The following is a 22,839-nucleotide window of genomic DNA, read 5'->3' as shown; positions in this document are numbered from 1 at the left end:
TGTTTTTAGAATGCTTAAAAAGATTAAGCATGAAATATTAGAAGAATTACAACTGCAACAATTTGAGCTACTACAGATGTAGCAATTCTTCGTGTATAAAGATAACTTAGTGAAAGCACGATTTGTACTAAGAAAATGAAAAACACAATCCACTTATTGTCTAGATAGAAAAATAATGAAGCGGAACATAGCGCTGAAATTATAATGCCTATCCAACTAGGAATATTAAGTTTTAATAATTCTTTTTGCAAAACGGTTCTCATATAAAGTTCATGACACGGTATAACAAAAACTAATGTTACTAACATTTGCCATTTAAAATATACACCAGTTCTTGTCAATTCTTTAATTAATTCTGAGTATTTTAAATCAGAAACAATTGCTGAAGTAATAAGCTGTATTAGTATGAGAACGACACCAACGAGTATGCCAATACCGAGTGAGGTAAGTAAACGTTTGGATTCGATATCACGTTGGTAAAATACATAGCTTATGCCTGCAATCAACATAATACCTGTATATAAATACCAATAGACTTGTTTTTCACCCCACATGATGTATAAGATAATGTGAAAGGCAATAAAGCTTACTACAAACCATATTAAAGCTTTTGACATTTTATTCATTGAGCTTAACCTTCTTGTTCAATGATTTTGTATCGTTTATGATTAATGACAGTCTTCTCTGGCAAGTCTAGATCATTGAAGTTCTCCATAATTGTTAAATCTACAATTACTGAATTATCATTAATTTTTTCTACGCGGCCTTTTAAACCGTCATAAAATTCTACTATATTTCCAACTTCTGCAACAGTCATCTTTAGTCCTCCCTAGAAATGCTAACTAGATAGTATTATACAAAAAAATTAGACACAAATAAACAAAAAACCATTAAAATGCTTGTTGTAAAAGTGATTTTAAATTTATTTGAAATTTTGGAGTGAATGATTGGCATTTTAAGTGAAAATGTAGCATAAATATTAGTAAGGGCGTATTTATGGGAAAAGGAGTGGAACAAATGAAATTTATTAGTAATAACAACATCACAGATCCAACACTTAATCTAGCAATGGAAGAATATGTTTTGAAACATATGCCTAATGATGATAGCTATTTTTTATTTTATGTTAATAGACCATCTATAATAATTGGTAAAAATCAAAACACAATTGAGGAAGTAAACCAACCATATATTGACGAACATGGTATCGACGTAGTGAGACGTATTTCAGGTGGGGGTGCAGTTTATCATGATACGGGTAATCTGAATTTTAGCTTTATTACAGATGATGATGGTAATAGTTTTCACAATTTCAAAAAATTTACAGAACCAATTGTAGAAGCACTAAAAAATTTGGGCGTTGATGCTGAATTAAGTGGAAGAAATGATATACAAGTTGGGAATGCAAAAATTTCAGGAAATGCTATGGTTAAGGTTAAAGAACGTATGTTTAGTCATGGAACATTAATTTTAAATAGTGAGTTAGATGAAGTTCAAAATGCCTTGAGAGTAAACCCTGCTAAAATTAAATCTAAAGGAATTAAATCAGTAAGAAGTAGAGTAGCGAATATTGTAGAATTCTTAGATGAACCTATAGATATTAATACATTTAAAGATATTATTTTAAAAACTATTTTTGGAGAAACAAGTCAAGTTGAAGAATATAAATTAACAGAAGAAGATTGGAATAATATTGAACAATTGAGTAATGAAAAGTATCGAACTTGGGAATGGAATTATGGTAAAAATCCAAAATATAATTTTGAACGTGAAGAGAAATTTGAAAAAGGGTTTGTACAAATTAAATTAGATGTTAAAAAAGGTAGAATTGAGCATGCACGTATATTTGGAGATTTCTTTGGTGAAGGTGACATTACCGATTTAGAAAGTGCACTTGAAGGTACATTACATGACTTTAATAGTATTGAAGAGGCTTTAGCAGACTACGATATTCATCACTATTTTGGTGCGATTGATCGTAACGAGTTAATCCGTTTAATGTCTTAATAAGTAATTACTAGAAATTCAAAAAGAATATAAACATACGAAAAGGTCTATCCACCGACAATATCAACTGATAAGTAGGGATAGACCTTATTTTAAATGGCAATCTATTAAATTATCCAACGAGAAATTCCTCCAAATTTTTGTATTCTTCAGTATAGCGTTTGAAATCATTCTCGTTTTTATTTTTTAGAGCATTGTCAATCAAGTTTTCTAATTCATGCTTACGTACATTTCTAAGTGATTCGTCGATAATTAATTCGATGCCTAAATCATTAATAGTAGATACAAAAGACTCTAATGTATTATATTTAACGTGTGTGTTATGTTTCATCTTAACCACTGCCTTTCTATATATTTACATGTAGTATACAGTCTTTTTATATTGAAATCAACAAATAGTCTGATTATTCCGAAAAAATAAGTGTAAAATGCAACTTTTTCAAAAAATGAGAAATAGTAAAAGTATTTTCATTAAATTTAAATAAATTAAAATATGTTAAATAATACAATATATTGTATTGATTTTAAAATCTGCATGTTATATTATTTGCTTATCACCACAGTATAAGGAGGCTTCAAGAATGAATATACATTATGTTATTAAAAAAGGTGATATGGCATTACAACCGTGTAATTTATCGTTTGGATTGTTAGAAGGTACACAAATCTATAAATATAAAGGCGAATCTTCAGTTGTTAAGGATCGAATACATAAAATAATTGATAGATCCTGTCGATTTTATGGTAGCAGCTATACATTTAAAAAAGAAGATACCATAAGAATTACCGGTATTAGTAGTAAACCGCCAATACTTTTTACTCCGCTTTTCCCCACTTATTTCTTCCCAACGCATTCTGATAGAAAAGATGAAAACACTTGGATTAATATTCACTATGTACAACAGATAAAAGCTTTAAAAGAAAAGAAATGTAAAGTTATTTTTGTAGATGATCAAACTATTACGGTAAATATATCTGCACACAGCATGCATCATCAGTATCTTAATGGCATCTATTATTACTATATGATGGATAGAGCTGCTAGAGTAGCTACGTTTGATCCTGATTCTCCAATTGATTATACGAAACCACAATTAAATATTTATGAAGCATTAGCGAAATACTCATTATTTGATAAAAAATAGTGACGTAACTTAAGAAATAATTGTAAAAGGAAAGTATGTGGAATATTATATTAAATTAGTGTAAATGTTCTGCATACTTTTTTAACATTTATACTTGAAAAATCTGCTGATGTTGATATAATTATATTTGTGCTTGATAAGAGAACACATTAATCCACAGTAGCTCAGTGGTAGAGCTATCGGCTGTTAACCGATCGGTCGTAGGTTCGAGTCCTACCTGTGGAGCCATGGAAACGTACTCAAGTTGGCTGAAGAGGCGCCCCTGCTAAGGGTGTAGGTCGCGAGAGCGGCGCGAGGGTTCGAATCCCTCCGTTTCCGTACATAGTTATAAATAATGAATTTCTGTTAAGCAGAATACACGAAGAACGTTGTTATTACAACGTTCTTTTTATTTTTGCCAAAAATACATAAAACTCTGTTTTTAAATTTTTGGTCAATGAACGGACAACATGACCGTTTATATTTTGATATGATCCCTTCAAAGATTTCATTAACAATTACCAATTTGCGATTTTTTTAAATTGATAATAGAGTTTTATTGTTTTTTACTTACAACTGATATAAGCTAACGAGATTACGTTTTGTTGAGAAAAGTAAGGGTAAATATTTAATGTAATTTGAGAGGAGTTTTATTAAGTATGGCTAATCAAAAAAATATACTTGTAACAGGTGCTACTAGAGGAATGGGGAAGGAAATATCAAAAGTATTAGCCGCGCAAGGTTATCATATTTTCTTAGGAGCAAGAAATATTAATGATGGGAAAACAATTGCAGAAGAATTAGAATCTAAAGGCTTTTCTGTTACAGCAGTTCAATTAGATGTAACAGATATGAATTCCGTAAAGTATGCAACTCGAGAAATACCTTCTTTAGATATCTTAATTAATAATGCTGGTATAGCTTTAGAGACATCTAGCCCATCGAAACTTGATGTTAATAAAGTGAAGAAAGAGTTCGACGTTAATGTTTTTGGTGTAATGAACGTGAGTTCGGTAATGTTACCATTACTAAAAAAAGCTGAACAAGCAAAAATAATTAATATTTCCAGTATGATGGGTTCTCTTAACTCTGCCTTGGATGAAAATTCTATTGTTTATGGAGCTGCAGTGGCTGGTTATCAATCATCAAAAGCGGCACTAAATATGTATACTATACAACTAGCAAAAGAATTAGAAAAAGAAGGTTGTAATATCAGTGTAGATTTAGTTGATCCCGGTATGGTTGCCACAGAATTTGGTGGATTAAAACCAGATACTGCTAAACAAATGGGTGCAAAATCGGTTGACGAAGGAATTAGAAGGGTTATTGAATTAGTAGTAAATGAAAATGGGAATGAAACTATTACTTTTACTAATAATGAAGGAATTGTGCCTTGGTAATGTGAACAATCTATCTAAATGAACAAATGGGTTGTTTTACCTCAACTATACGTCATTGAACTTTCTACAATCACTGATACTAAAAGGATGTAGAGTGAATTTTGAATTTCCGTATTTAAGATTAAACCCGTTAAATTGATGTTTTAATAACATAATTTAACGGGTTTTTTTGTTATCTTTTTATGAAAAGTATTTAAATGTTGATATTGCATAAATGATAATGATAAATAAATATAATTATCTCTTTTAACACAAAGTTAAGGTAACACTTTTAGCATTAATAACTTTTTTCGTCTAAAAATTCTTTATCTATGACTTTTTTCGTTGTATTTTGTAGTTGTTGTTTCGTCATTTTGGCTTCTTTTTGATATTGAATGCCATGTTTTGCCGCTAAGTCATTGTTATATTTATCTAGCATATAAACTTTAAAATTTTTACGTGTATTTTCATTATACGGATCCGACATTTCATAATGGTTAACGATAGAACGCCATTTGACATCATCAATTTTAGTATCACTATGATTATTAGATATCTTAAATTGAATACTACCGCCTAAATGGTTTTTTTCAGTACCTGTTTCCTGTCCATTTAAAAAGTTTCCAAGTGAATAGACGATTAATGTTTTATGTTGATTTACTCCTTTTAGCCATTTAACCGGTTGTATCACATGAGGGTGTGATCCAATTACAACATCAACATTTTGTTTTGCCAAAAAATTGGCGTATTCTTTTTGTTTAGCACTTGGTTTATGACTTCCTTCCTTTCCCCAATGCATGGAAACTACTACAAAATCACTCTTTTTCTTAGCTTTTTTAATATCACTTTTCATTTTTGCTTTGTTAAAATAATTAATTTGATAATCTTGAGATGGTTTTAACTTATTAGTTCCAAATGTATAGCTTAACATGGATATATTTGTCCCTTTGACATTTAATATCTGTGGTGTATCTCTTGTTTCTTTATTATTGAACATGCCTGTGAAAAGCGATTTGTCTTGGTACTTTTGCCAAGTATGTATACTATTGTTAACTCCGCTTGTACCTTGATCTAATGAATGATTATTTGATCCGTTAATTAAATTGAAGCCTGTAGCAACAACATCTCTTGCTATTGAGGAAGGTGTATTAAATCGTTTGAAACCAGAATAAGGTCGTGTATCTCCACCTATAGGTGATTCTTGGTTAATATATGCGATATCTTTATTTTTTATATAAGGTAGAAGGGGTTCATACATTTTTTGGAAATTATAAGATTGTCCGTGTGTATGGGCATCCTGATAAACAACTGGATGAATGAGATTATCACCAACTGCAATAAAATCTAACTGCTTTTTTTGATGATTGACAATTAAACCGATAAAACCGCTTAAAAATATTAAGCATATGATTACATATATTAAAATATTTTTCATTGCTTCACTCCTGCTTGGTAAATGGTTTGATTAAATTTATAAAATATCAAATTGATAGAAATTGAAAATTTATTTAGGCAAAGTAATTTTGGATATAAAAATATATTTAAAAATCGTTAAAATACTTTACCCTTTAACTTGCCATTATATAAGTTATTTACAGTTTTTTAATGATTAATTGTTTGATTAATGCAAAATATAATCAATACAATGCATAATAATATAGACGTTTGACTATATAGATGTTAATCTATATACATTGACTTGGAGGTAGATTGGTTTGATATATAAAGATATTGCTCAAATTCTTAAAGTCTTAGCAGATCCGAGTAGGTTGGAAATACTAGATTTGTTATCGTGCGAAGAACTTTGTGGTCATGACTTATTAGGTCATTTTGAATTTTCACAACCTACGTTAAGTCATCATATGAAAGCGTTGCTAGATTCTCATTTAATAACAATGAGAAAAGAAGGTAATAAACGAATATATCGATTAAACCATGGTTTGATGTCAGATATAAATCAACATTTGAAAGATATAAATACTGCGAGTACACATTGTATATGTCATGACATTGATAAAGGTGAGTGTGATTCATGACATTATTTGCTGTGATTTTATTTTTAGCAACGTTGACTTTTGTAATATGGCAGCCTAAAGGTTTAGATATAGGTATTACCGCAATGATTGGTGCAACTATAGCTATACTTACGGGCGTTGTTAGTATTTCGGATATCTTTGAAGTCACTGGTATTGTTTGGAATGCAACATTAACGTTTGTTGCAGTGATTCTAATTTCTCTAATACTTGATGAAATTGGATTTTTTGAGTGGGCAGCATTACATATGGTGAAAGCTTCACAAGGAAATGGTTTGAAAATGTTTGTTTATATTATGATATTAGGTGCGGTTGTTGCTGCATTTTTTGCAAATGATGGGGCAGCACTTATATTGACACCAATAGTTCTGGCAATGGTGCGTACATTAGGGTTTAATAAAAAAGTGATTTTTCCGTTTGTTATCGCGAGTGGTTTTATAGCAGATACGACATCTTTACCAATGGTTGTTAGTAATTTAGTAAATATTGTATCGGCAGATTATTTTGGTATTGGGTTTGTAGCGTATATGGCTAGGATGATTATCCCTAACATCTTTGCTTTGATTGCTAGTATCCTAGTACTTTGGGTTTATTTTAAAAAATCTATACCTAACTCGTTTGATATCCAAAATATTGCAGACCCAAAAACTGCAATTAAAGATCCGAGATTATTTCGATTTTCATGGATCGTTTTATTATTGTTACTAATAGGTTACTTGATAAGTGAATGGGTTAACGTTCCTGTATCAATAATAGCTGGCATTATTGCTATTATATTTATCATATTAGCTAAACATTCAACAAAGGTAAATACGAGACATGTGATTAAAGGTGCACCTTGGAATATTGTCATATTTTCAATTGGCATGTACCTTGTAGTCTTTGGTCTGAAAAATGTTGGTATTACTACATTATTAAGTACTTTATTAACGACAATTTCGCAATTTGGTTTGTTTAGTAGTGTGATGGGAATGGGATTTATTGCTGCCGTACTCTCATCAATTATGAATAATTTGCCTACGGTATTGATTGATGCAATTGCGATTGGTCAATCAGATGTGACAGGTATATTGAAAGAAGGCATGATTTATGCAAATGTTATTGGATCCGATTTAGGACCGAAAATTACGCCGATTGGTTCACTAGCTACACTGCTTTGGTTGCATGTTTTAACTCAAAAAGGTGTCAAAATTGCATGGGGTACTTATTTTAAGACAGGTATTGTCATTACGATACCGGTGTTATTTGCTACACTTTTAGGATTATATATAACATTAATTTTATTTTAGAGGAGACATAAAATGAAAAAGAAAACCATTTATTTTATATGTACAGGTAATGCTTGTAGAAGTCAAATGGCTGAAGGATGGGGACGTAAGTATTTAGGAGATACTTGGCATGTATATTCAGCGGGGATAGAGACACATGGTGTGAATCCTAACGCGATTAGAGCAATGAAGGAAATCGGTATCGATATTTCGAATCATACTTCCGATTTGATTAATGAAGATATTTTAAATCAGTCAGATATAGTGGTTACTTTGTGTAGTGATGCGGATAATAATTGTCCGATATTACCTTCTCATGTAACAAAAACACATTGGAGATTTGATGATCCAGCTGGTAAGGATTGGACTGAGTTTCAACGTGTGCGTGATGAAATAGGTCAAAAAATTAAAGCATTTAGTATTCAGAATAAATAAAAAAACATGTGATTCTCGTCATTTTATGATAAGAATCACATGTTTTTTATTTTTTATAATATATAGTTAATATGCTTATTTTTTGTTTATTAAATTTTTAATTGCTTTCACAATGTAGCCAACAGCTAGTGCTCTAAATACACGTTTGATTATATTTCCCATAGGTAGTACCCCCTTAACAATTATACAATTTATTCAAAATGCTATATAAAAATACATACCCGTTTTTGTATATTTTAAGTAGTAAATTAAAATATTATTTTTCAAAACTAATTAATCCATCTTCATCAGCTTTCTTAAAAAATATTGTAACGATTCCACTGATAATTGCAATAATATATGGAATGCCAGTCCAGAAAAAGACTAAATGTAATACGCCTTGTAATAATTGATTAGAGTAAAATTTATGAACGCCTATCCAACCTAGGAAAAAACATAGTACTACGTAAATCACTTTGTTAATTTTCATTTATACGTGTCCTTTCTTTAAATAATTATATATTAATTATCTAATATATTGGTTAAGACAACAATTAAAAACATTTGGAGTTTAACTGAGAATTAAAATAAGTAAGAATTTCGAATTTTAAAATGATTTCATATATAATAAAGATGATAAATCCATTTAATAAGGAGCGTTATGATGATAAGGAAAGCAGAGGCTAAAGACAAAAATGAATTAGCACAATTGTGTTATATAATTTGGGAAGAATTAGAAATTCCATTAGTTGAAAATATAAATAAAACACGTTTATTAAAAGTGATTGAACGCAGTATGGTAGATGTTCCATATAGGGGGCATATTGATAATATTTGGGTTTATGAAATTGACGGTGCAGTTGCTGGATGTTTAATTGCTTATCCGGGCAATAAAGAATTGCAATTTGAAAATGCTTGGTTAGAGCTAGAATTAGATGAAGATATACTTAAGTTCGGCACACCAATGCCAACAAAAGAAGCAAAAGACGATGAATGGTATATAGAGACTGTCGCAACTTTTCCTAAATATAGGAGGAGAGGCGTAGCTACACAATTAATTGAATATGTTATATCAACTTCTCCTAACCAAAAATGGAGCTTAAATTGTGATATCAATAATGAAGTAGCTTTACGTGTATATAAAAAGTTAGGATTTGAATCCATCAATCAAATAGATTTATATGGACATATGCATCATCATATGATCTATACAAAAAAATAACAGTCGACTTATCAATAAAGTTCGACTGTTAGATTTATAAAATCAAATTAATAAAGCGTGTTAAGTTATAATCAAAATGGGGTACTAAAAAATTAAATACCACCTAACAAAGCACTAATATAAATACCTAGCGCATATAAAACACCAAAGAAAGTATTTGTCTTTCCTGTAGCTGCCATTGCAGGCATCATTGTTTCTGGCGTGTCATATTTTTTAAATCTTCGAACAGCCTTTATAGGTAAAGGGAATGATAGCAATGCTAACAAGAAGAAAATTGATCCACCAGGTTTGAAGAATACAATGTATACGACTAATACATAAGCTACAATATACATAAAAGCTAAAAAGTAAACAGAGAACCGTTTACCTAATAATATTGGTAAAGTTTTTCGTCCACTTTCTTTATCTTTTATGCGGTCGCGAATGTTATTTGCCATATTGATTAAACCAATTGTAATTACTATAGGTATGCTAATCCAGATAGCTAAACTTTGGATGTTATTGGTTTGTATAAAGAATGAAATTAAAATAATAATCATTCCCATAAATATCCCTGAAAATAGTTCACCAAATGGTGTCCAAGAAATTGGGAAAGGTCCGCCTGTGTATAAATAACCTACAGCCATACACACGAGGCCGATAGGTAATAACCAAAACGAACTATTAACTGCAATAAAAATCCCTAATAAAGCAGCAATAATATAGAATGCTATTGCTAAATTCATTACTCGTTTAGGCGTCATACCATTTCTAACGATTGCACCACCGATCCCAACGGAAGTGTGATCGTCTAAGCCTTTTTTGAAATCATAGTATTCATTGAACATATTTGTTGCTGCTTGTATTAGTAAGCATGCAATTAACATTGCCAAGAATAAACTCAGGCTGAGATGGTCTTCGCTACCTAGTAAAAATATCTTTGCAGTAGCAGTACCTACAAGCACTGGAACAACAGCAGCTGTAAGTGTATGTGGTCTCATCAATTGCCAATATTTTTTGACAGTTGAATATTGTTGATATTGAGATGCCATATTGTATATACCTCTTATCCTTTTAATTTATAATATTTTATCAAATCAATTTTAATAGAAGATGTTATTTAGGTCAAATAACGTAAAATTAGTACAAATGAATTAAGCTCATATCCGTACACACATTGTGAAAAGTGGTACAATATTATAATGAGTGAAAACTGATAAATGAAAGAAGTGAAATAGATGACTTTGGACGTCAAGGAAAGTGAAATTGTCGAAGCGGTATATGAGAGTAAGCATACTTGGGTTTCAGTTGAAGCAACATTAGATTATGAGTTGAACCCAACTGAATTATTTCATATAACAGAAGATAGTGCAGGTGACCGTTTTTATTTTAGGAAAAATGACAACGAAACTTCATTCTTTGGCTATCATGCTATTAAAAGGTTTAAAAATGATTTTGAAAATAAACAATCTATTTTCAGAGAATGGGAAAAATATAAAAATGACATTGCTTTAATCCATCCAAGCTCAGATAAACATCATCTTAAAATTTGTGGCGGATTTCAATTTTCATCACATAAATCAGGAGATGAATGGCGTGAATTTGGTATTAACCATTTTATATTACCTGAAGTATTGGTAACAATGGAAAAAGGAAAAACATATATAACTTATACTGTTGAGACAGATAAATTTGAGATAGCATCATTTTTAGAAATTATTGAAAAATTGACTCAACCTGATGTTTCGCCAGATTTTGAACGTGGTGAAATTAAACGCATCGAAGATATTTATAAAGATGAGTGGCGTGATTTAGTTAAAGAAACAATTGATATTTTAGATGAAAACAAAAAAATTGTACTTGCTCGCAAGCGAATGATTCAATTTGATAAAAATATAAATATTCCATATATTTTGAAACAAGCAATACAAGGTGAACGTAATAGTTATTTATTTGTATTAGAATCACAGGGAAGTGTTTTCTTTTCACAAACACCTGAACAGCTTATGGAAGTTAATGATGATGTTCTATCAACCAAAGCGGTTGCTGGAACAATCAAACGAACACATGAAACAGCAATTGATAAGGCGAATATTAATGCATTTTTAAATGATGAAAAAAATTTAAACGAACACCGATTTGTAGTTGAAAGTATTTTAAATGATATTGAACCATATGTAGAACAGATAGAATTTAATCAAGAACCGCAAATATTAACAAATGATCATTTATATCACCTTTATACTAAGATTAAAGGTCAACTGACAAATACTTCTTATATTGGCTTATTAGATAGTTTACATCCAACGCCAGCTCTAGGTGGCTTTCCGAAAAAAGAAGCGATAGAATATATCGAACAAAATGAATTTGGTACACGCGGATTATACGGAGCACCAGTTGGATATATTGATATGTATGATAACTGTGAATTTATTGTGGCAATTAGATCAATGTTAATCAAAAATAATCAAGCAACTTTATTTGCTGGTTGTGGTATTGTATTCGATTCGGATGCGGATAGTGAAGTTGAAGAAACTGCAGTCAAATTTAACCCAATGATGAAAGCACTAGGAGTCGATGATTATGAGTAAGCATATAGAAGCTTTAACAAATCAAGTATTTAAATTTGTCTCAGAATTATATGCATATGGTATAAGAGAAGTTGTAATAAGTCCTGGTTCTCGCTCGACGCCATTAGCTATTGCTATTGAAGCACATCCGCTTATGAAATCTTGGATACATCCTGATGAACGTAGCGCGGCATTTTTCGCTTTAGGGTTGATTAAAGGGAGTGAAAAACCTGTTGCTATTTTATGTACTTCAGGAAGTGCAGCTGCAAACTACACTGCAGCTATTTCGGAAAGCCAATTGAGTCATTTACCACTGGTTGTTCTAACTAGTGACCGTCCTCATGAATTAAGAGGCATTGGCGCACCACAAGCAATTAATCAAACGAGTATGTTTGAGAACTTCGTAAATTATCAATTTGATTTACCAGTTGCAGATACTGGTGATACACGCGAATATATGCAAAGTACAATCGAATTTCAAATGCAAAAGGCGAGTCAATACTTATATGGGCCACATCGAGGACCGATTCATTTTAACTTACCTTTCAGAGAACCTTTAACACCTGATTTAGAAAAAAGTTATTTGCTTTCGTCCGAAACTAAAAATTTACCACATTATCAAAAAACAACAAATCTAACAGAAATTCTTAATATTATTCAAAAGAGAAAAGGTTTGATTATTGTAGGCGACACACAACATCAAGATATAACACAAGTATTAACATATTCAACCATTCATGACGTGCCAATCTTAGCAGATCCATTAAGTCAACTAAGGAAAGTACATCATCCAAATGTTGTGTCTACATATGATTTATTATATAGAGCCGGGTTAGATGTTGAACCTGATTTTATAATTCGTGTGGGCAAACCGGTCATATCAAAGAAATTGAACCAGTGGTTAAAAGAAACGAAGGCATTTCAAATTTTAGTACAAAATAATGATGCACCTGATGCTTTCCCAGTTCCACCAAATGTTTCTTATGAAATGTCGATAAATGATTTCTTTAGGCAGTTATCTGAAACAAATACGATGGAACGCAAGCGTTGGCTAGAAAAATGGCAAACATTAGAAAAACAAGCACAGGTAGAAGTGAAGGATTATATTAAATCAGCTACAGATGAAGCTGCATTTGTAGGTAGTTTATTAGATAAGCTAACAAGTGAAGATACGCTATTTGTAAGTAATAGTATGCCTATTAGAGATATTGATAACCTATTTATAAATTGTGATGCAAGTATATATGCAAATAGAGGTGCTAACGGTATTGATGGCGTTGTGTCTACAGCATTAGGTATGGCTGTACATAAAAAAACAACATTGTTAATAGGTGATTTGGCTTTTTATCATGATATGAATGGTTTATTAATGTCAAAATTAAATGATATTAGTTTAAACATCGTGTTACTTAACAATGATGGTGGCGGTATATTTTCATATTTACCTCAAAAAGAGGCAGCAGACATGTATTTTGAAAGGTTGTTTGGCACACCTACAGGTTTGAACTTTGAACATACTGCATTACTCTATGATTTTACCTTTGAACGATTTGAAACAATAGAAGCATTTAAATATGTTTCGCTTTCGAATTTTGGAGCACATATTTATGAAATTATAACGGACAGACAAGATAATTTGAAACAACATCAAAATTTATATAAAAAGTTGAGTGATATTATCCATGTTACATTATAAATTTCATCAATCACAAAATGATTCAAATCAGTTATTAGTCTTATTACATGGTTTCATTAGTGACCAAAGTACCTTTGATAATCATATAGAAAAATTAAATGAATCAACTAATATATTGACAATCGATTTACCTGGTCATGGTAATGATATTTCAGATGAAAATAAAGTATGGAATTTCGAATTTATTTGTTCTGCCTTAAATGATACACTGAGTCAATTTTCTGATTATCAAATCTACCTGCATGGTTATTCCATGGGAGGACGTATAGCGTTATTTTATGCTTTAAATGGCACTGTAAATATCGATGGTTTGATATTAGAAAGCACATCACCAGGTATAAAAGAAGAAGTTGATAGAGCAGAACGTCAGCAAGTTGATTTAGCGAGAGCAAAAGTTTTAGATATTGCTGGTCTAGAGATATTTGTAAATGATTGGGAAAAATTACCTTTATTTTACACACAATATGATTTAGATAAAGATGTAAAAAAAGGAATTCGTGAAATGCGTTTAAGACAAAATCCAAACCGATTAGCAAAAGCATTACGAGACTATGGTACAGGTTTTATGCCAAATTTATGGTCTGAGATTTCAGGAATAGAATTACCTACTTGTATCATTGTAGGTACGTTAGACAAAAAGTTTTGTAAAATTGCTGAAACAATGAAACAATTGATTCCACAGAGTGAAGTGAATGAAATTTCTAAAAGTGGTCATACGGTTCACGTGGAACAACAGCAAGAATTTGATAAAATAGTATTAGGTTTTATTCATAAGGAGGAGCAAAAATGACTAGACAGTGGGAAACATTAAAAGAATATAAAGAGATTAAATATGAAATTTTTGAAGGTATAGCTAAAGTTACAATTAATCGTCCTGAAAGAAGAAATGCATTTACACCGAATACAGTTCAAGAAATGATGGATGCATTTTCAAGAGCACGTGATGATCAACGTATTTCAGTTATTATTTTAACTGGTGAAGGGGACAAAGCATTTTGTTCTGGTGGAGATCAAAAAGTACGTGGCCATGGCGGTTATGTTGGCGATGACCAAATACCTCGTTTGAATGTTTTAGATTTACAACGTTTAATCCGTGTAATACCTAAGCCTGTAATAGCTATGGTAAGGGGCTATGCAATTGGTGGAGGAAATGTATTAAATGTAGTATGTGATTTAACTATTGCTGCAGACAATGCAATTTTCGGTCAAACTGGTCCTAAAGTAGGCTCATTTGATGCTGGCTATGGTTCAGGTTACTTGGCAAGAATAGTAGGACACAAAAAGGCACGTGAAATTTGGTACTTATGTCGTCAATACAATGCTCAAGAAGCATTAGATATGGGATTAGTTAATACAGTAGTACCATTAGAAGATGTAGAAGACGAAACGGTTAAATGGTGTCAAGACATTATGAAACATTCACCTACTGCATTGCGATTCCTTAAAGCAGCTATGAATGCAGATACTGATGGATTAGCTGGTTTACAACAAATGGCTGGAGATGCTACGTTATTGTACTATACTACAGATGAAGCAAAAGAAGGTAGAGATGCGTTTAAAGAAAAACGCGATCCAGATTTCGATCAGTTCCCTAAATTCCCATAATAATAGCGAAAGATTAGTCCATATAATGGATTAATCTTTTTTTGTTTTTGTTAAAAATTATATTAATTAATGCTATGAATTAGAATGTGGATAATTGAATTTATAATAAGGGATTAGTTCGAGAAAATTCTTATGATTTTTATTATTATATTTGACTAAATTTAAACTATATAATAATATTATAATAAAAGGATTGAGGAGAGAGCAATGACATCAAGTATCAATAATGAAATGAGAAAAGAAATGTGCTACTTGTTTTACATTACTAGTAAAGAAGTTGTTAACAGATTTAATCGATATTTAAAACGATATGATATCAGTTTTCCGAATTACATTGTTTTATTGTATATTGAAAATGATAAATCAGTTTATATTAAAACATTATGTGATGAATTATATTTAGACTCAGGAACGATTAGTCCTATAATAAAACGATTAGAAAAGAAATCGCTTATCACTCGAATGAGAAATGAGGATGATGAACGTAGAGTTAAAGTACAATTGACGGATAAGGGCATTGAATTAAAAGAACATTTTAATCAAATAAGTGAAGATGTTATAAGTCAATTTGATATGGAAAAAGAAGATTCTATTGCATATCACCACATTTTAAAGCAATTTGCAGAGCGTAATATTTATAATAATAATTAAACATAAACATATGATACTAACACGTCAATTAAAAATTTAATATATACATAATAAAAACACTAGCTCATACATGTGATATGGCTAGTGTTTTTTAGATGTTGTTTTTTATTTTAACTTATAATTTTCGCTTAAATAGAGTTCTAATCTACGCATGCCTTCTTTTAAGGCATCTAATTCATAAGCATATGAAATACGAACATATCCTTTACCTATATCGGTAAAGGAAGAACCAGGAACCATTGCAACATGTGCTTTTTCTAATACATCGACACAAAATGCAAAGTCATCGTCTGTAAATCTTTTTATACTTGGGAAAATGTAGAAAGCACCTTCCGGCTTTGCTTCAAGTTCAAAACCTAGTGATTCCAATTTATCAATTAAAAAATCACGGCGTTCAATATATGCTTCATTCATATATTGAGGCGCTTCTAGTCCTTCATTTAATGCGGCGATACATGCAATCTGGGCTGGAACATTGGCACATATACAATTATAGGCATGCATAAATGTTAACTTTTCAATTAAATATTCTGGACCAATTAGAAAACCAATTCGAATACCGGTTGCAGAGTGAGATTTACTCAAACCACCAATTATTAATAATTGGTCTCTTAGTTCATCAAATTGACCAAATGAAGTATGTTGTCCTGAGAAAGTATTTTCAGCATAAATCTCATCACTAATGATAAAGATTTCTTTATCTTTCAATGCATTTGAGAGTGCTTTAACTTCATTATAATTTAATGTAACACCGGTTGGATTTGTTGGATAATTTAATAATATTGCTTTTGTTTTAGAATTTATATGAGATTCTATTGCAGCAGGGGTCAATTTGAAATCAGTTTCTGTAGTATCGATAAAAATTGGGATACCGCCTAGTGTTTGAATAAGTGGTATATAACCAGCATATACGGGTCCAGGAATTATAATTTCATCTCCAGGGTTGATGATACTTCTTAATGCAGTGTCTAATGCTTCACTAGCACCATTAGTAATAATAATTTCCTCAGGATCATAGCTAAAGCTATATTTATGTTTAAAGTAATTACTAACACTTGTTCTAGTTTCTAATAATCCCTTATTGTGAGAATAGGTTGTTTTATTTTCTTTGATTGCATTAATATATGCTTCTTTTACAACATCTGGCATAGGAAAGTCTGGTTGGCCAATTGTTAAATTGATGCAATCTTTAATGTCTTTCATACGATTGGAAAATTGACGTATGCTTGGTGCTTTTAAAAATTTAGAATTATTGTTTAAAGATAATTTCATTTATTATTCCACCTCAAGAAAAAATACCGAATTGTAATCATATGTATGATTGTTTATACGATTTAAAGTATATCTATCATAACATATTTAAAATAATTACAATTCAGTATTCTGAAAATTAACCCTTAAAATTAGAAGGGGATTGTAGATTTATAATTGGATTTGTCCATTTTGCTATAAACCTTGTTGACAATACAAAGACAATAATACATGTAACTAAGATTAAATAAATATACGTATATATAGAAATATCATCTTTGAATGGATAAATTTTATATCCTCGTAAAATGCCAATTACTAAGCCGTGAAGTAAATAGATATACATGGTTCTTTTCCCTATGTATGTGAAAAATCTCTTAGTTTTAGGTACTAATATTAAAAATGAAAACATTGAAACTAAGATGACAATGTATAGCAATAATCGTTTAATTGGACTATATAAATCTTGTTTACCTTCTAGTGATATATAAGGTGAATCACCAAGTAACCAATCAGAATTAATAGGATGGAGATAATAAATAGTAAAGAAACCAATGAGTACGAGTAATGCTATAGGTATATATTTTTTATTTCTAAATAATTTAGTATGTTCAAATTTAAATAAATAGCCTAAATAAAAAATAGGGAAGAACATGATTGTTCTTGAAAAACTTAAATAAGTATCTATATCGTCTGAGTATCCAGCAAATAAAGATACAATAATTGCTATAGGTAATACAATGTAAGATTTATATTCTCTTACAATCACTAAAATAACATGGAAGAAGAAAAGTGTGAGTAAAAACCAAAGTGCGAATACTGGATCAAATGGATCCATACTTACGCTGTCTTCTTTACCAGTTAAAAAGTAATAAAGTGAAAAGAATGCAAAGAATATAAAATAAGGAATTAATAATTTTTTAGATACTTTTTCAATATATCTATTTTCTCCAGCTTTTTTTGCGAAATAACCCGATATAAATAAGAAGCCAGGCATATGAAAACTATATATTGTTAAATATAACGAAGATAAAAAACGGTTTTCACCAGAATAGGGTTGTAATAAATGACCTAATACAACGAGGAAAATCAATAACGCTCTTGCATTGTCAAAGAAGTAGTCCCTGTTTTTTAATTGATTCATTATGATTCTCCTTTTGTTTATTCTGTAGAAATTAAATACTACTGTTACTAATTTATTATAAATTGGTTGGGTTATGCAACGAAATAGGTCATATTGTAGATTTTTATTGTATATATTCACGAATAACATTATAATATTATAGAATAAAATAATTAAAATCTTATATAGATTACAATTAAATAGTGGAGATGAAACAACATGTATAAACAACTAGAGCAACTAATAACATTAACGAGCAACGACTTAAATTTAGTGAGCAGAAGATTTGGTCAACGTACTGATTTAACTTCGGAACAACTTGAAATGCTCAGAATACTATATAGTTATGATGTATTGTCGCAATATGATTTGACGATGAAAATCAATAAAGAACAATCTATTGTCTCCCGATGGATAAAGAAGTTATGTCACATGGGATACATTACCAGTAAACAATCTAGTCGTGATTTAAGATGTAAAGATTTGATGCTGACAGAAGATGCCAAGGCATTGGTACGTCAAATAAACGAGGTGCGAGTCGCTTTAATTGAAGCGCGTTGTCAAAATTTAACTGCATTAGATATTGAAAATTTAAATCAATTGTTAAATAAACTGAATGCCCATCATTCTTATATTTAGTTGATTTGATTTTTGCTAAACGATTATCTACCTATATAAATTTATCAAAAATGAAAGAGTACATGTTACCTTATTAAGGCGACATGTACTCTTTATTTAGTTTATTCTATTCAATAACTTACAATTAAATATTTACTTATATGTGTTTACATCAAAGTATTTGCCTAATTTATCCATAGAATCATAGAACGATTTAATTCTTGTTGCATTGTGTTTTGCCCATGCTACATCTGTTGCATATTGATGTACACCAGGATTATCAGGATTCCAGCGCATTTTATATAATGTATTTTGCCCTTGGTTGATATATGAGCTTGCTATAAATTGAGCTCCACCAACAATGGCTTTTTTAACTGAATCCCAACCATTATTTTTAGCTGTGATAAATCCTTGTTTAACAGCATCGTGATCAACTGCACCTATACCAAACATATTGTAATATTTAGTAGGTTGGTTTGTCACAACTTTGTTGTTTATGACATCTCCGCCATTAGCTAGGGTTGAAGAACCATTACCAGTTTCTAATAAGGCATGAGAAATTAAATATACTTCATTGATATTATTTTCTTTAGCTGCTTGGCTAAAGGCTTCGCCTTGACCTTCTAAGATACCTTTGCCAACAAGCAATTTATTCAAATCTGTAGCATTAATATTTTGAGACTTATCTAAACGTAAGAATTGGTATTTTTGTGTAGGGTCTTTAACTAACTTATTAGCATCCATTGCTGATTTTACCTCATCTGCAGTAGCATCTTCCCATTTACCTGGTACACGTTGAATTTGTGGTTTAGTGCTTAAACCTTTTTGTAATGCAACAGCTTGATCCAGTGTTAGACCTGTTGAGTAATATTTCACTAGTTCTTTACGTAAATCAGACTCTTTAATCCATACGGTCTTACCATTAGACAGTTTACCATGATACCATGTCACGCCATTTATTGTTTGTTTTTCAAACACATTAAAGATGCCTTCGTAAAAATCTCTTAATGATCCTGCACCTTTAGTAGCAGTAGGGTCTAAATAATATTGCCCATTTTCATTATAGATAATGTAATCATATTTTTGTGGTATTGGATTACTTTGTGTTGTCACTTTATTTAAATCTTTAGCTGCAATCCAGCCAGTTTTGTTGTTTACATTACCATAAACATATTCATCTTTATCTACAAATAAAGATTTAGATGCATTAAATTTATTATTCACATTATCACTTAATTTATCGATTTGTTGTGCTTTTGTACCCCATGGAATTGCGTATAATCCATTGTTTGTAGGTTTTATTGTATATTGGCCTTTTTTAGCTTCGGCTTTCGATAAATTACGTGTATTTATATCTTTTGTGTTTATCCAACCAATAGGTGTTTTTTGATTTGTATTCTGAATTAATACATATGTGTTATTACCTTGTGTGCGTTGCTTCGTAATTGTATATGTTTTACCGGCGAATTTGGAAGCGTCTTTGCCTTGTTCATCAAAAACAGTTGTTTTAAGACCAGAGTTTTGAGTGCTTAATTGGCCAATTTTACTTACATTTGTTGTTTTATTAATAGTATTACTAGCTTTTGCAGCCTCTTTGACTTGGATATCTTTAGTAAGCATCCAACCCATATTTGTATTGGTTTTATTATCAGTAATTAAGTAAAATTGTTTGCTTCCAAGTGCAGCTTTTTTACTTAATTTAAATGTTTTACCGTTAACATATGATTTTTGTACACCTTGTTTATCATAAACAGACGTATAAACACCACTGTTTGTTTTATTCACTGAACCTTGTTGATTTGTTAAATTAGTTACTACTAATTTATTTGTATCAGTAGAAGGGGAAGTAGTACTATTAGATGTTAATTTGCTTAAACTAACCCAACCAGATACTTTGTTTACAGTTCCATAAATATAATTCGTTTTCCCAATATGTTGTTGTTTTGTAGCTTTAAATGTTTGATTTGATTTTCCTGAAACAGTACCAACTTTTTGTGAACTTGTTCCCCAAGGTACGTTATAAAGTACTTCACCAGGTTTGATCTTATAACTCTTATTAATTTTTGCTACTGATTTTGCAGCATTGTAATTAACATCATTTTGTTTAACCCAGCCAATTAAATTACCTTTATTGTAATCTGACACTAGATAGTATTTTTCTTGACCTAATGTAGCTGTCTTAGTAACTTTTAATGTTTGGTTTGTACGGTTAGTTGCTTTTCCATTTTTATCATAAACAGTAGTATAGACGCCATTATTTTTGCTATTAATACGTCCAACACCACTATTAGATTTTACTGTTAATTGACCTGTTTTAGGTGTGTCGTCTGTGTTAGTGCTACCACCATTATTAGATGAAGTCGTACCCCAATCAGCAACTTGACCGGTTTGAATTAGATATTTTTCATAAATTAAATCATATAATTCATCATAACTATAGTTATGTGACGCTAAGTATCCGTGTGGGTCACTGTGATCAGAACCACCTAAATACTTACTTACAGCTTGGTGAGTCCACACTGTTCCAGCACCATCATATTCAGCACTATCTGGTTTTAAACCATAATAGCGTAAATTAGTTGCTGCATAGTCAGCATAGTTATTTATAGAGCGTGCAAATGAATCATAATCATGTGTGTGTACTAATTCAACGTGAATGAATCGTTCATTTGCTGGTGCTCCTGCACCCCAAGCTAAATAGTCTGTATCTGCTGTTTCAATTATTCTATTACCATCCACATAAGCATGAACAAATGCACTGTTATAGTTATTCTTCATATAATTAACTTCACCAGTAATTGTAGAATTATCATTTGCAGTATCGTGCATAACAATACCTTCAGGTTTGCCATAACGATAATTATACTTCGGTAAATAACTTGCAATATCTTGTTCATAATTTGGTGCAGTATAGTTATTTTTACGGATATAATTATTGATTGAAGAATTCACTTTTGGTGTATATTTTGGCAATGTTGTGTTAGTAGCGGCCTTAGTAACTGTTTTAGTTGCCACTTCATTAGTTAAAGCACGTGTTTGAGTTGCTTGACTTGAAGTAGACTGTAGATTAGCTGCTTTTAACATAGGTTTAACTTGATTCTTTGTTGTATCAGAAACGTTATTAGACGATGTAGTTGCTTTTCTAGCGACAGGTACAGATACGTTAGATTGTAATCTATCATTCTTATTTGAACTACTCACTTTAGATGAGAAGGCAACTAATTCAGCGTTATCTACTGATTGCGAGTCATCTAAATCTTGTTCATTTTGAGTTGTCTTTTCTGATGTATCATCAATTTGATTTGATTGTTCTGATTTATTCTCAGTATCTGCATCTTTTGTTTGTACTGAAGAATCATCATTATCCAATTTGTTATGATTAACATCATCTTGATTAAATCTAGATACATTAGCATCATTAGCCTTGCTTGCAGATTTATCTTCAGAATTTGAATCATCTTGTTTCACATCTTCAGAATCAGTATTATCTTGATTTGAACTGCTAGCATCTGAATTCACGTTTTCATTATTTGAAATATCCGTATTAGAAGCACTATCAGTGTTATCTTCGGATTTAACAGAATCAGAAGAAGATACTTGTTGGTTTGATGACACATCAGAATTTGAATCATCTTGTTTCACATCTTCAGAATCAGTATTATCTTGATTTGAACTGCTAGTATCTGAATTCACATTTACCTTATTTGAAACATCCGTATTAGAAGCACTATCAGTGTTATCTTCAGGTTTAACAGTATCAGAAGAAGATACTTGTTGGTTTGATGACACATCAGAATTTGAATCATCTTGCTTCACATCTTCAGAATCAGTATTATCTTGATTTGAACTGCTAGCATCTGAATTCACGTTTTCATTATTTGAAACATCCGTATTAGAAG

Annotated in this window: 22 protein-coding genes and 2 tRNA genes; 15 read left to right on the top strand and 9 right to left on the bottom strand. The window is 30.8% G+C overall.

Going from position 1 to position 22,839, the window contains the following annotated elements; genetic code table 11:
* Positions 1-23: 23 nt before the first annotated feature.
* Positions 24-626 (bottom strand): CPBP family glutamic-type intramembrane protease, encoded by a 603-nt coding sequence (locus tag MHZ36_RS08705; RefSeq protein ID WP_239231103.1) that lies wholly within the window; start codon positions 624-626, stop codon positions 24-26.
* A gap of 5 nt (positions 627-631) precedes the next feature.
* Positions 632-817, bottom strand: coding sequence for a YkvS family protein (locus MHZ36_RS08700; protein ID WP_239231102.1), 186 nt, complete (start codon positions 815-817; stop codon positions 632-634).
* Positions 818-1,017: 200 nt separating this feature from the next.
* On the opposite strand from MHZ36_RS08700, the gene lplA reads away from it, so the two are divergent.
* Positions 1,018-2,007, top strand: coding sequence for a lipoate--protein ligase (lplA, locus tag MHZ36_RS08695; RefSeq protein ID WP_239231101.1), 990 nt, complete (start codon positions 1,018-1,020; stop codon positions 2,005-2,007).
* A 112-nt stretch (positions 2,008-2,119) separates the two neighbouring features.
* Here the strand turns inward: lplA and MHZ36_RS08690 are convergent, their stop codons facing one another.
* Positions 2,120-2,338: an IDEAL domain-containing protein gene (locus tag MHZ36_RS08690; RefSeq protein ID WP_239231100.1), complete on the bottom strand. Its 219-nt coding sequence runs from the start codon at positions 2,336-2,338 to the stop codon at positions 2,120-2,122.
* Positions 2,339-2,588: 250 nt separating this feature from the next.
* Here MHZ36_RS08690 and MHZ36_RS08685 point away from each other — a divergent pair, with 250 nt between their 5' ends.
* The 4 genes from MHZ36_RS08685 (at position 2,589) to MHZ36_RS08670 (ending at position 4,531) form a co-directional block, all read left to right on the top strand.
* Complete coding sequence (locus MHZ36_RS08685; RefSeq protein ID WP_239231099.1) at positions 2,589-3,152, top strand: competence protein ComK; 564 nt, start codon at positions 2,589-2,591, stop codon at positions 3,150-3,152.
* Between the two features lie 153 nt (positions 3,153-3,305).
* A tRNA-Asn gene (locus MHZ36_RS08680) sits at positions 3,306-3,380 on the top strand.
* A 1-nt stretch (position 3,381) separates the two neighbouring features.
* Positions 3,382-3,470 (top strand) — tRNA-Ser (locus tag MHZ36_RS08675).
* Between the two features lie 320 nt (positions 3,471-3,790).
* A complete protein-coding gene (locus MHZ36_RS08670; RefSeq protein WP_239231098.1) occupies positions 3,791-4,531 on the top strand; it encodes an SDR family NAD(P)-dependent oxidoreductase in 741 nt (246 codons plus the stop codon).
* 277 nt (positions 4,532-4,808) lie between these two features.
* Here the strand turns inward: MHZ36_RS08670 and MHZ36_RS08665 are convergent, their stop codons facing one another.
* A complete protein-coding gene (locus MHZ36_RS08665) occupies positions 4,809-5,945 on the bottom strand; it encodes a CapA family protein (RefSeq protein WP_239231097.1) in 1,137 nt (378 codons plus the stop codon).
* A 280-nt stretch (positions 5,946-6,225) separates the two neighbouring features.
* On the opposite strand from MHZ36_RS08665, the gene MHZ36_RS08660 reads away from it, so the two are divergent.
* Genes MHZ36_RS08660 through arsC form a run of 3 tightly spaced genes read left to right on the top strand, consistent with a single transcriptional unit; the run spans position 6,226 to position 8,246 of the window.
* Positions 6,226-6,546 (top strand): ArsR/SmtB family transcription factor, encoded by a 321-nt coding sequence (locus tag MHZ36_RS08660; RefSeq protein ID WP_239231096.1) that lies wholly within the window; start codon positions 6,226-6,228, stop codon positions 6,544-6,546.
* Positions 6,543-7,832, top strand: coding sequence for an arsenite efflux transporter membrane subunit ArsB (gene arsB / locus MHZ36_RS08655; RefSeq protein ID WP_239231095.1), 1,290 nt, complete (start codon positions 6,543-6,545; stop codon positions 7,830-7,832). Before MHZ36_RS08660 ends, arsB begins: the two co-directional genes overlap by 4 nt.
* Positions 7,833-7,844: 12 nt before the next feature.
* Entirely contained in the window at positions 7,845-8,246 is a 402-nt protein-coding gene (arsC, locus tag MHZ36_RS08650) for an arsenate reductase (thioredoxin) (RefSeq protein WP_239231094.1), read from the top strand.
* 256 nt (positions 8,247-8,502) lie between these two features.
* Here arsC and MHZ36_RS08645 read toward each other — a convergent pair whose 3' ends face one another.
* On the bottom strand, positions 8,503-8,715 hold the full coding sequence (locus MHZ36_RS08645; protein ID WP_239231093.1) for a TM2 domain-containing protein: 213 nt from the start codon (positions 8,713-8,715) through the stop codon (positions 8,503-8,505).
* 174 nt (positions 8,716-8,889) lie between these two features.
* Between MHZ36_RS08645 and MHZ36_RS08640 the strand changes: the two genes are divergently transcribed.
* On the top strand, positions 8,890-9,447 hold the full coding sequence (locus MHZ36_RS08640; RefSeq protein WP_239231092.1) for a GNAT family N-acetyltransferase: 558 nt from the start codon (positions 8,890-8,892) through the stop codon (positions 9,445-9,447).
* A 92-nt stretch (positions 9,448-9,539) separates the two neighbouring features.
* Here MHZ36_RS08640 and MHZ36_RS08635 read toward each other — a convergent pair whose 3' ends face one another.
* On the bottom strand, positions 9,540-10,478 hold the full coding sequence (locus tag MHZ36_RS08635) for a 1,4-dihydroxy-2-naphthoate polyprenyltransferase (RefSeq protein WP_239231091.1): 939 nt from the start codon (positions 10,476-10,478) through the stop codon (positions 9,540-9,542).
* 186 nt (positions 10,479-10,664) lie between these two features.
* Between MHZ36_RS08635 and MHZ36_RS08630 the strand changes: the two genes are divergently transcribed.
* From MHZ36_RS08630 to MHZ36_RS08610, 5 genes are all read left to right on the top strand, one after another.
* Positions 10,665-12,017: an isochorismate synthase gene (locus tag MHZ36_RS08630; protein WP_239231090.1), complete on the top strand. Its 1,353-nt coding sequence runs from the start codon at positions 10,665-10,667 to the stop codon at positions 12,015-12,017.
* Positions 12,010-13,692: a 2-succinyl-5-enolpyruvyl-6-hydroxy-3-cyclohexene-1-carboxylic-acid synthase gene (gene menD, locus MHZ36_RS08625; protein WP_239231089.1), complete on the top strand. Its 1,683-nt coding sequence runs from the start codon at positions 12,010-12,012 to the stop codon at positions 13,690-13,692. Before MHZ36_RS08630 ends, menD begins: the two co-directional genes overlap by 8 nt.
* Entirely contained in the window at positions 13,679-14,482 is an 804-nt protein-coding gene (gene menH / locus MHZ36_RS08620; RefSeq protein WP_239231088.1) for a 2-succinyl-6-hydroxy-2,4-cyclohexadiene-1-carboxylate synthase, read from the top strand. Before menD ends, menH begins: the two co-directional genes overlap by 14 nt.
* Complete coding sequence (menB, locus tag MHZ36_RS08615) at positions 14,479-15,297, top strand: 1,4-dihydroxy-2-naphthoyl-CoA synthase (RefSeq protein ID WP_239231087.1); 819 nt, start codon at positions 14,479-14,481, stop codon at positions 15,295-15,297. The genes menH and menB overlap by 4 nt, the downstream gene beginning before the upstream one ends.
* A 207-nt stretch (positions 15,298-15,504) precedes the next feature.
* The gene (locus MHZ36_RS08610) at positions 15,505-15,948 is read left to right on the top strand and encodes a MarR family winged helix-turn-helix transcriptional regulator (RefSeq protein WP_239231086.1); all 444 of its coding nucleotides are present in this window, start codon (positions 15,505-15,507) and stop codon (positions 15,946-15,948) included.
* Between the two features lie 105 nt (positions 15,949-16,053).
* Here the strand turns inward: MHZ36_RS08610 and MHZ36_RS08605 are convergent, their stop codons facing one another.
* Positions 16,054-17,220, bottom strand: a complete 1,167-nt coding sequence (locus tag MHZ36_RS08605; RefSeq protein WP_239231085.1) for an aminotransferase class I/II-fold pyridoxal phosphate-dependent enzyme — start codon at positions 17,218-17,220, stop codon at positions 16,054-16,056.
* A 118-nt stretch (positions 17,221-17,338) separates the two neighbouring features.
* Positions 17,339-18,343 (bottom strand): acyltransferase family protein, encoded by a 1,005-nt coding sequence (locus MHZ36_RS08600; RefSeq protein ID WP_239231084.1) that lies wholly within the window; start codon positions 18,341-18,343, stop codon positions 17,339-17,341.
* A 198-nt stretch (positions 18,344-18,541) separates the two neighbouring features.
* Between MHZ36_RS08600 and MHZ36_RS08595 the strand changes: the two genes are divergently transcribed.
* The gene (locus MHZ36_RS08595; RefSeq protein ID WP_239231083.1) at positions 18,542-18,961 is read left to right on the top strand and encodes a MarR family transcriptional regulator; all 420 of its coding nucleotides are present in this window, start codon (positions 18,542-18,544) and stop codon (positions 18,959-18,961) included.
* A 132-nt stretch (positions 18,962-19,093) separates the two neighbouring features.
* Here MHZ36_RS08595 and MHZ36_RS08590 read toward each other — a convergent pair whose 3' ends face one another.
* A complete protein-coding gene (locus tag MHZ36_RS08590) occupies positions 19,094-22,408 on the bottom strand; it encodes a GW dipeptide domain-containing protein (protein WP_481867131.1) in 3,315 nt (1,104 codons plus the stop codon).
* Between the last annotated feature and the right edge of the window lie 431 nt (positions 22,409-22,839).

Source organism: Staphylococcus sp. ACRSN (assembly GCF_022346615.1).
Classification (GTDB): Bacteria; Bacillota; Bacilli; order Staphylococcales; family Staphylococcaceae; genus Staphylococcus.
Note: the sequence above shows the minus strand (reverse complement) of the source record. Positions and strands in the feature narration are given on the sequence as shown.

Coding starts and splice junctions, on each gene's coding strand:
- MHZ36_RS08705 (WP_239231103.1), bottom strand. CDS start 626: ATGAATAAAATGTCAAAAGCTTTAATATGGTTTGTAGTAAGCTTTATT.
- MHZ36_RS08700 (WP_239231102.1), bottom strand. CDS start 817: ATGACTGTTGCAGAAGTTGGAAATATAGTAGAATTTTATGACGGTTTA.
- lplA (WP_239231101.1), top strand. CDS start 1,018: ATGAAATTTATTAGTAATAACAACATCACAGATCCAACACTTAATCTA.
- MHZ36_RS08690 (WP_239231100.1), bottom strand. CDS start 2,338: ATGAAACATAACACACACGTTAAATATAATACATTAGAGTCTTTTGTA.
- MHZ36_RS08685 (WP_239231099.1), top strand. CDS start 2,589: ATGAATATACATTATGTTATTAAAAAAGGTGATATGGCATTACAACCG.
- MHZ36_RS08670 (WP_239231098.1), top strand. CDS start 3,791: ATGGCTAATCAAAAAAATATACTTGTAACAGGTGCTACTAGAGGAATG.
- MHZ36_RS08665 (WP_239231097.1), bottom strand. CDS start 5,945: ATGAAAAATATTTTAATATATGTAATCATATGCTTAATATTTTTAAGC.
- arsB (WP_239231095.1), top strand. CDS start 6,543: ATGACATTATTTGCTGTGATTTTATTTTTAGCAACGTTGACTTTTGTA.
- arsC (WP_239231094.1), top strand. CDS start 7,845: ATGAAAAAGAAAACCATTTATTTTATATGTACAGGTAATGCTTGTAGA.
- MHZ36_RS08645 (WP_239231093.1), bottom strand. CDS start 8,715: ATGAAAATTAACAAAGTGATTTACGTAGTACTATGTTTTTTCCTAGGT.
- MHZ36_RS08640 (WP_239231092.1), top strand. CDS start 8,890: ATGATAAGGAAAGCAGAGGCTAAAGACAAAAATGAATTAGCACAATTG.
- MHZ36_RS08635 (WP_239231091.1), bottom strand. CDS start 10,478: ATGGCATCTCAATATCAACAATATTCAACTGTCAAAAAATATTGGCAA.
- MHZ36_RS08630 (WP_239231090.1), top strand. CDS start 10,665: ATGACTTTGGACGTCAAGGAAAGTGAAATTGTCGAAGCGGTATATGAG.
- menD (WP_239231089.1), top strand. CDS start 12,010: ATGAGTAAGCATATAGAAGCTTTAACAAATCAAGTATTTAAATTTGTC.
- menH (WP_239231088.1), top strand. CDS start 13,679: ATGTTACATTATAAATTTCATCAATCACAAAATGATTCAAATCAGTTA.
- menB (WP_239231087.1), top strand. CDS start 14,479: ATGACTAGACAGTGGGAAACATTAAAAGAATATAAAGAGATTAAATAT.
- MHZ36_RS08610 (WP_239231086.1), top strand. CDS start 15,505: ATGACATCAAGTATCAATAATGAAATGAGAAAAGAAATGTGCTACTTG.
- MHZ36_RS08605 (WP_239231085.1), bottom strand. CDS start 17,220: ATGAAATTATCTTTAAACAATAATTCTAAATTTTTAAAAGCACCAAGC.
- MHZ36_RS08600 (WP_239231084.1), bottom strand. CDS start 18,343: ATGAATCAATTAAAAAACAGGGACTACTTCTTTGACAATGCAAGAGCG.
- MHZ36_RS08595 (WP_239231083.1), top strand. CDS start 18,542: ATGTATAAACAACTAGAGCAACTAATAACATTAACGAGCAACGACTTA.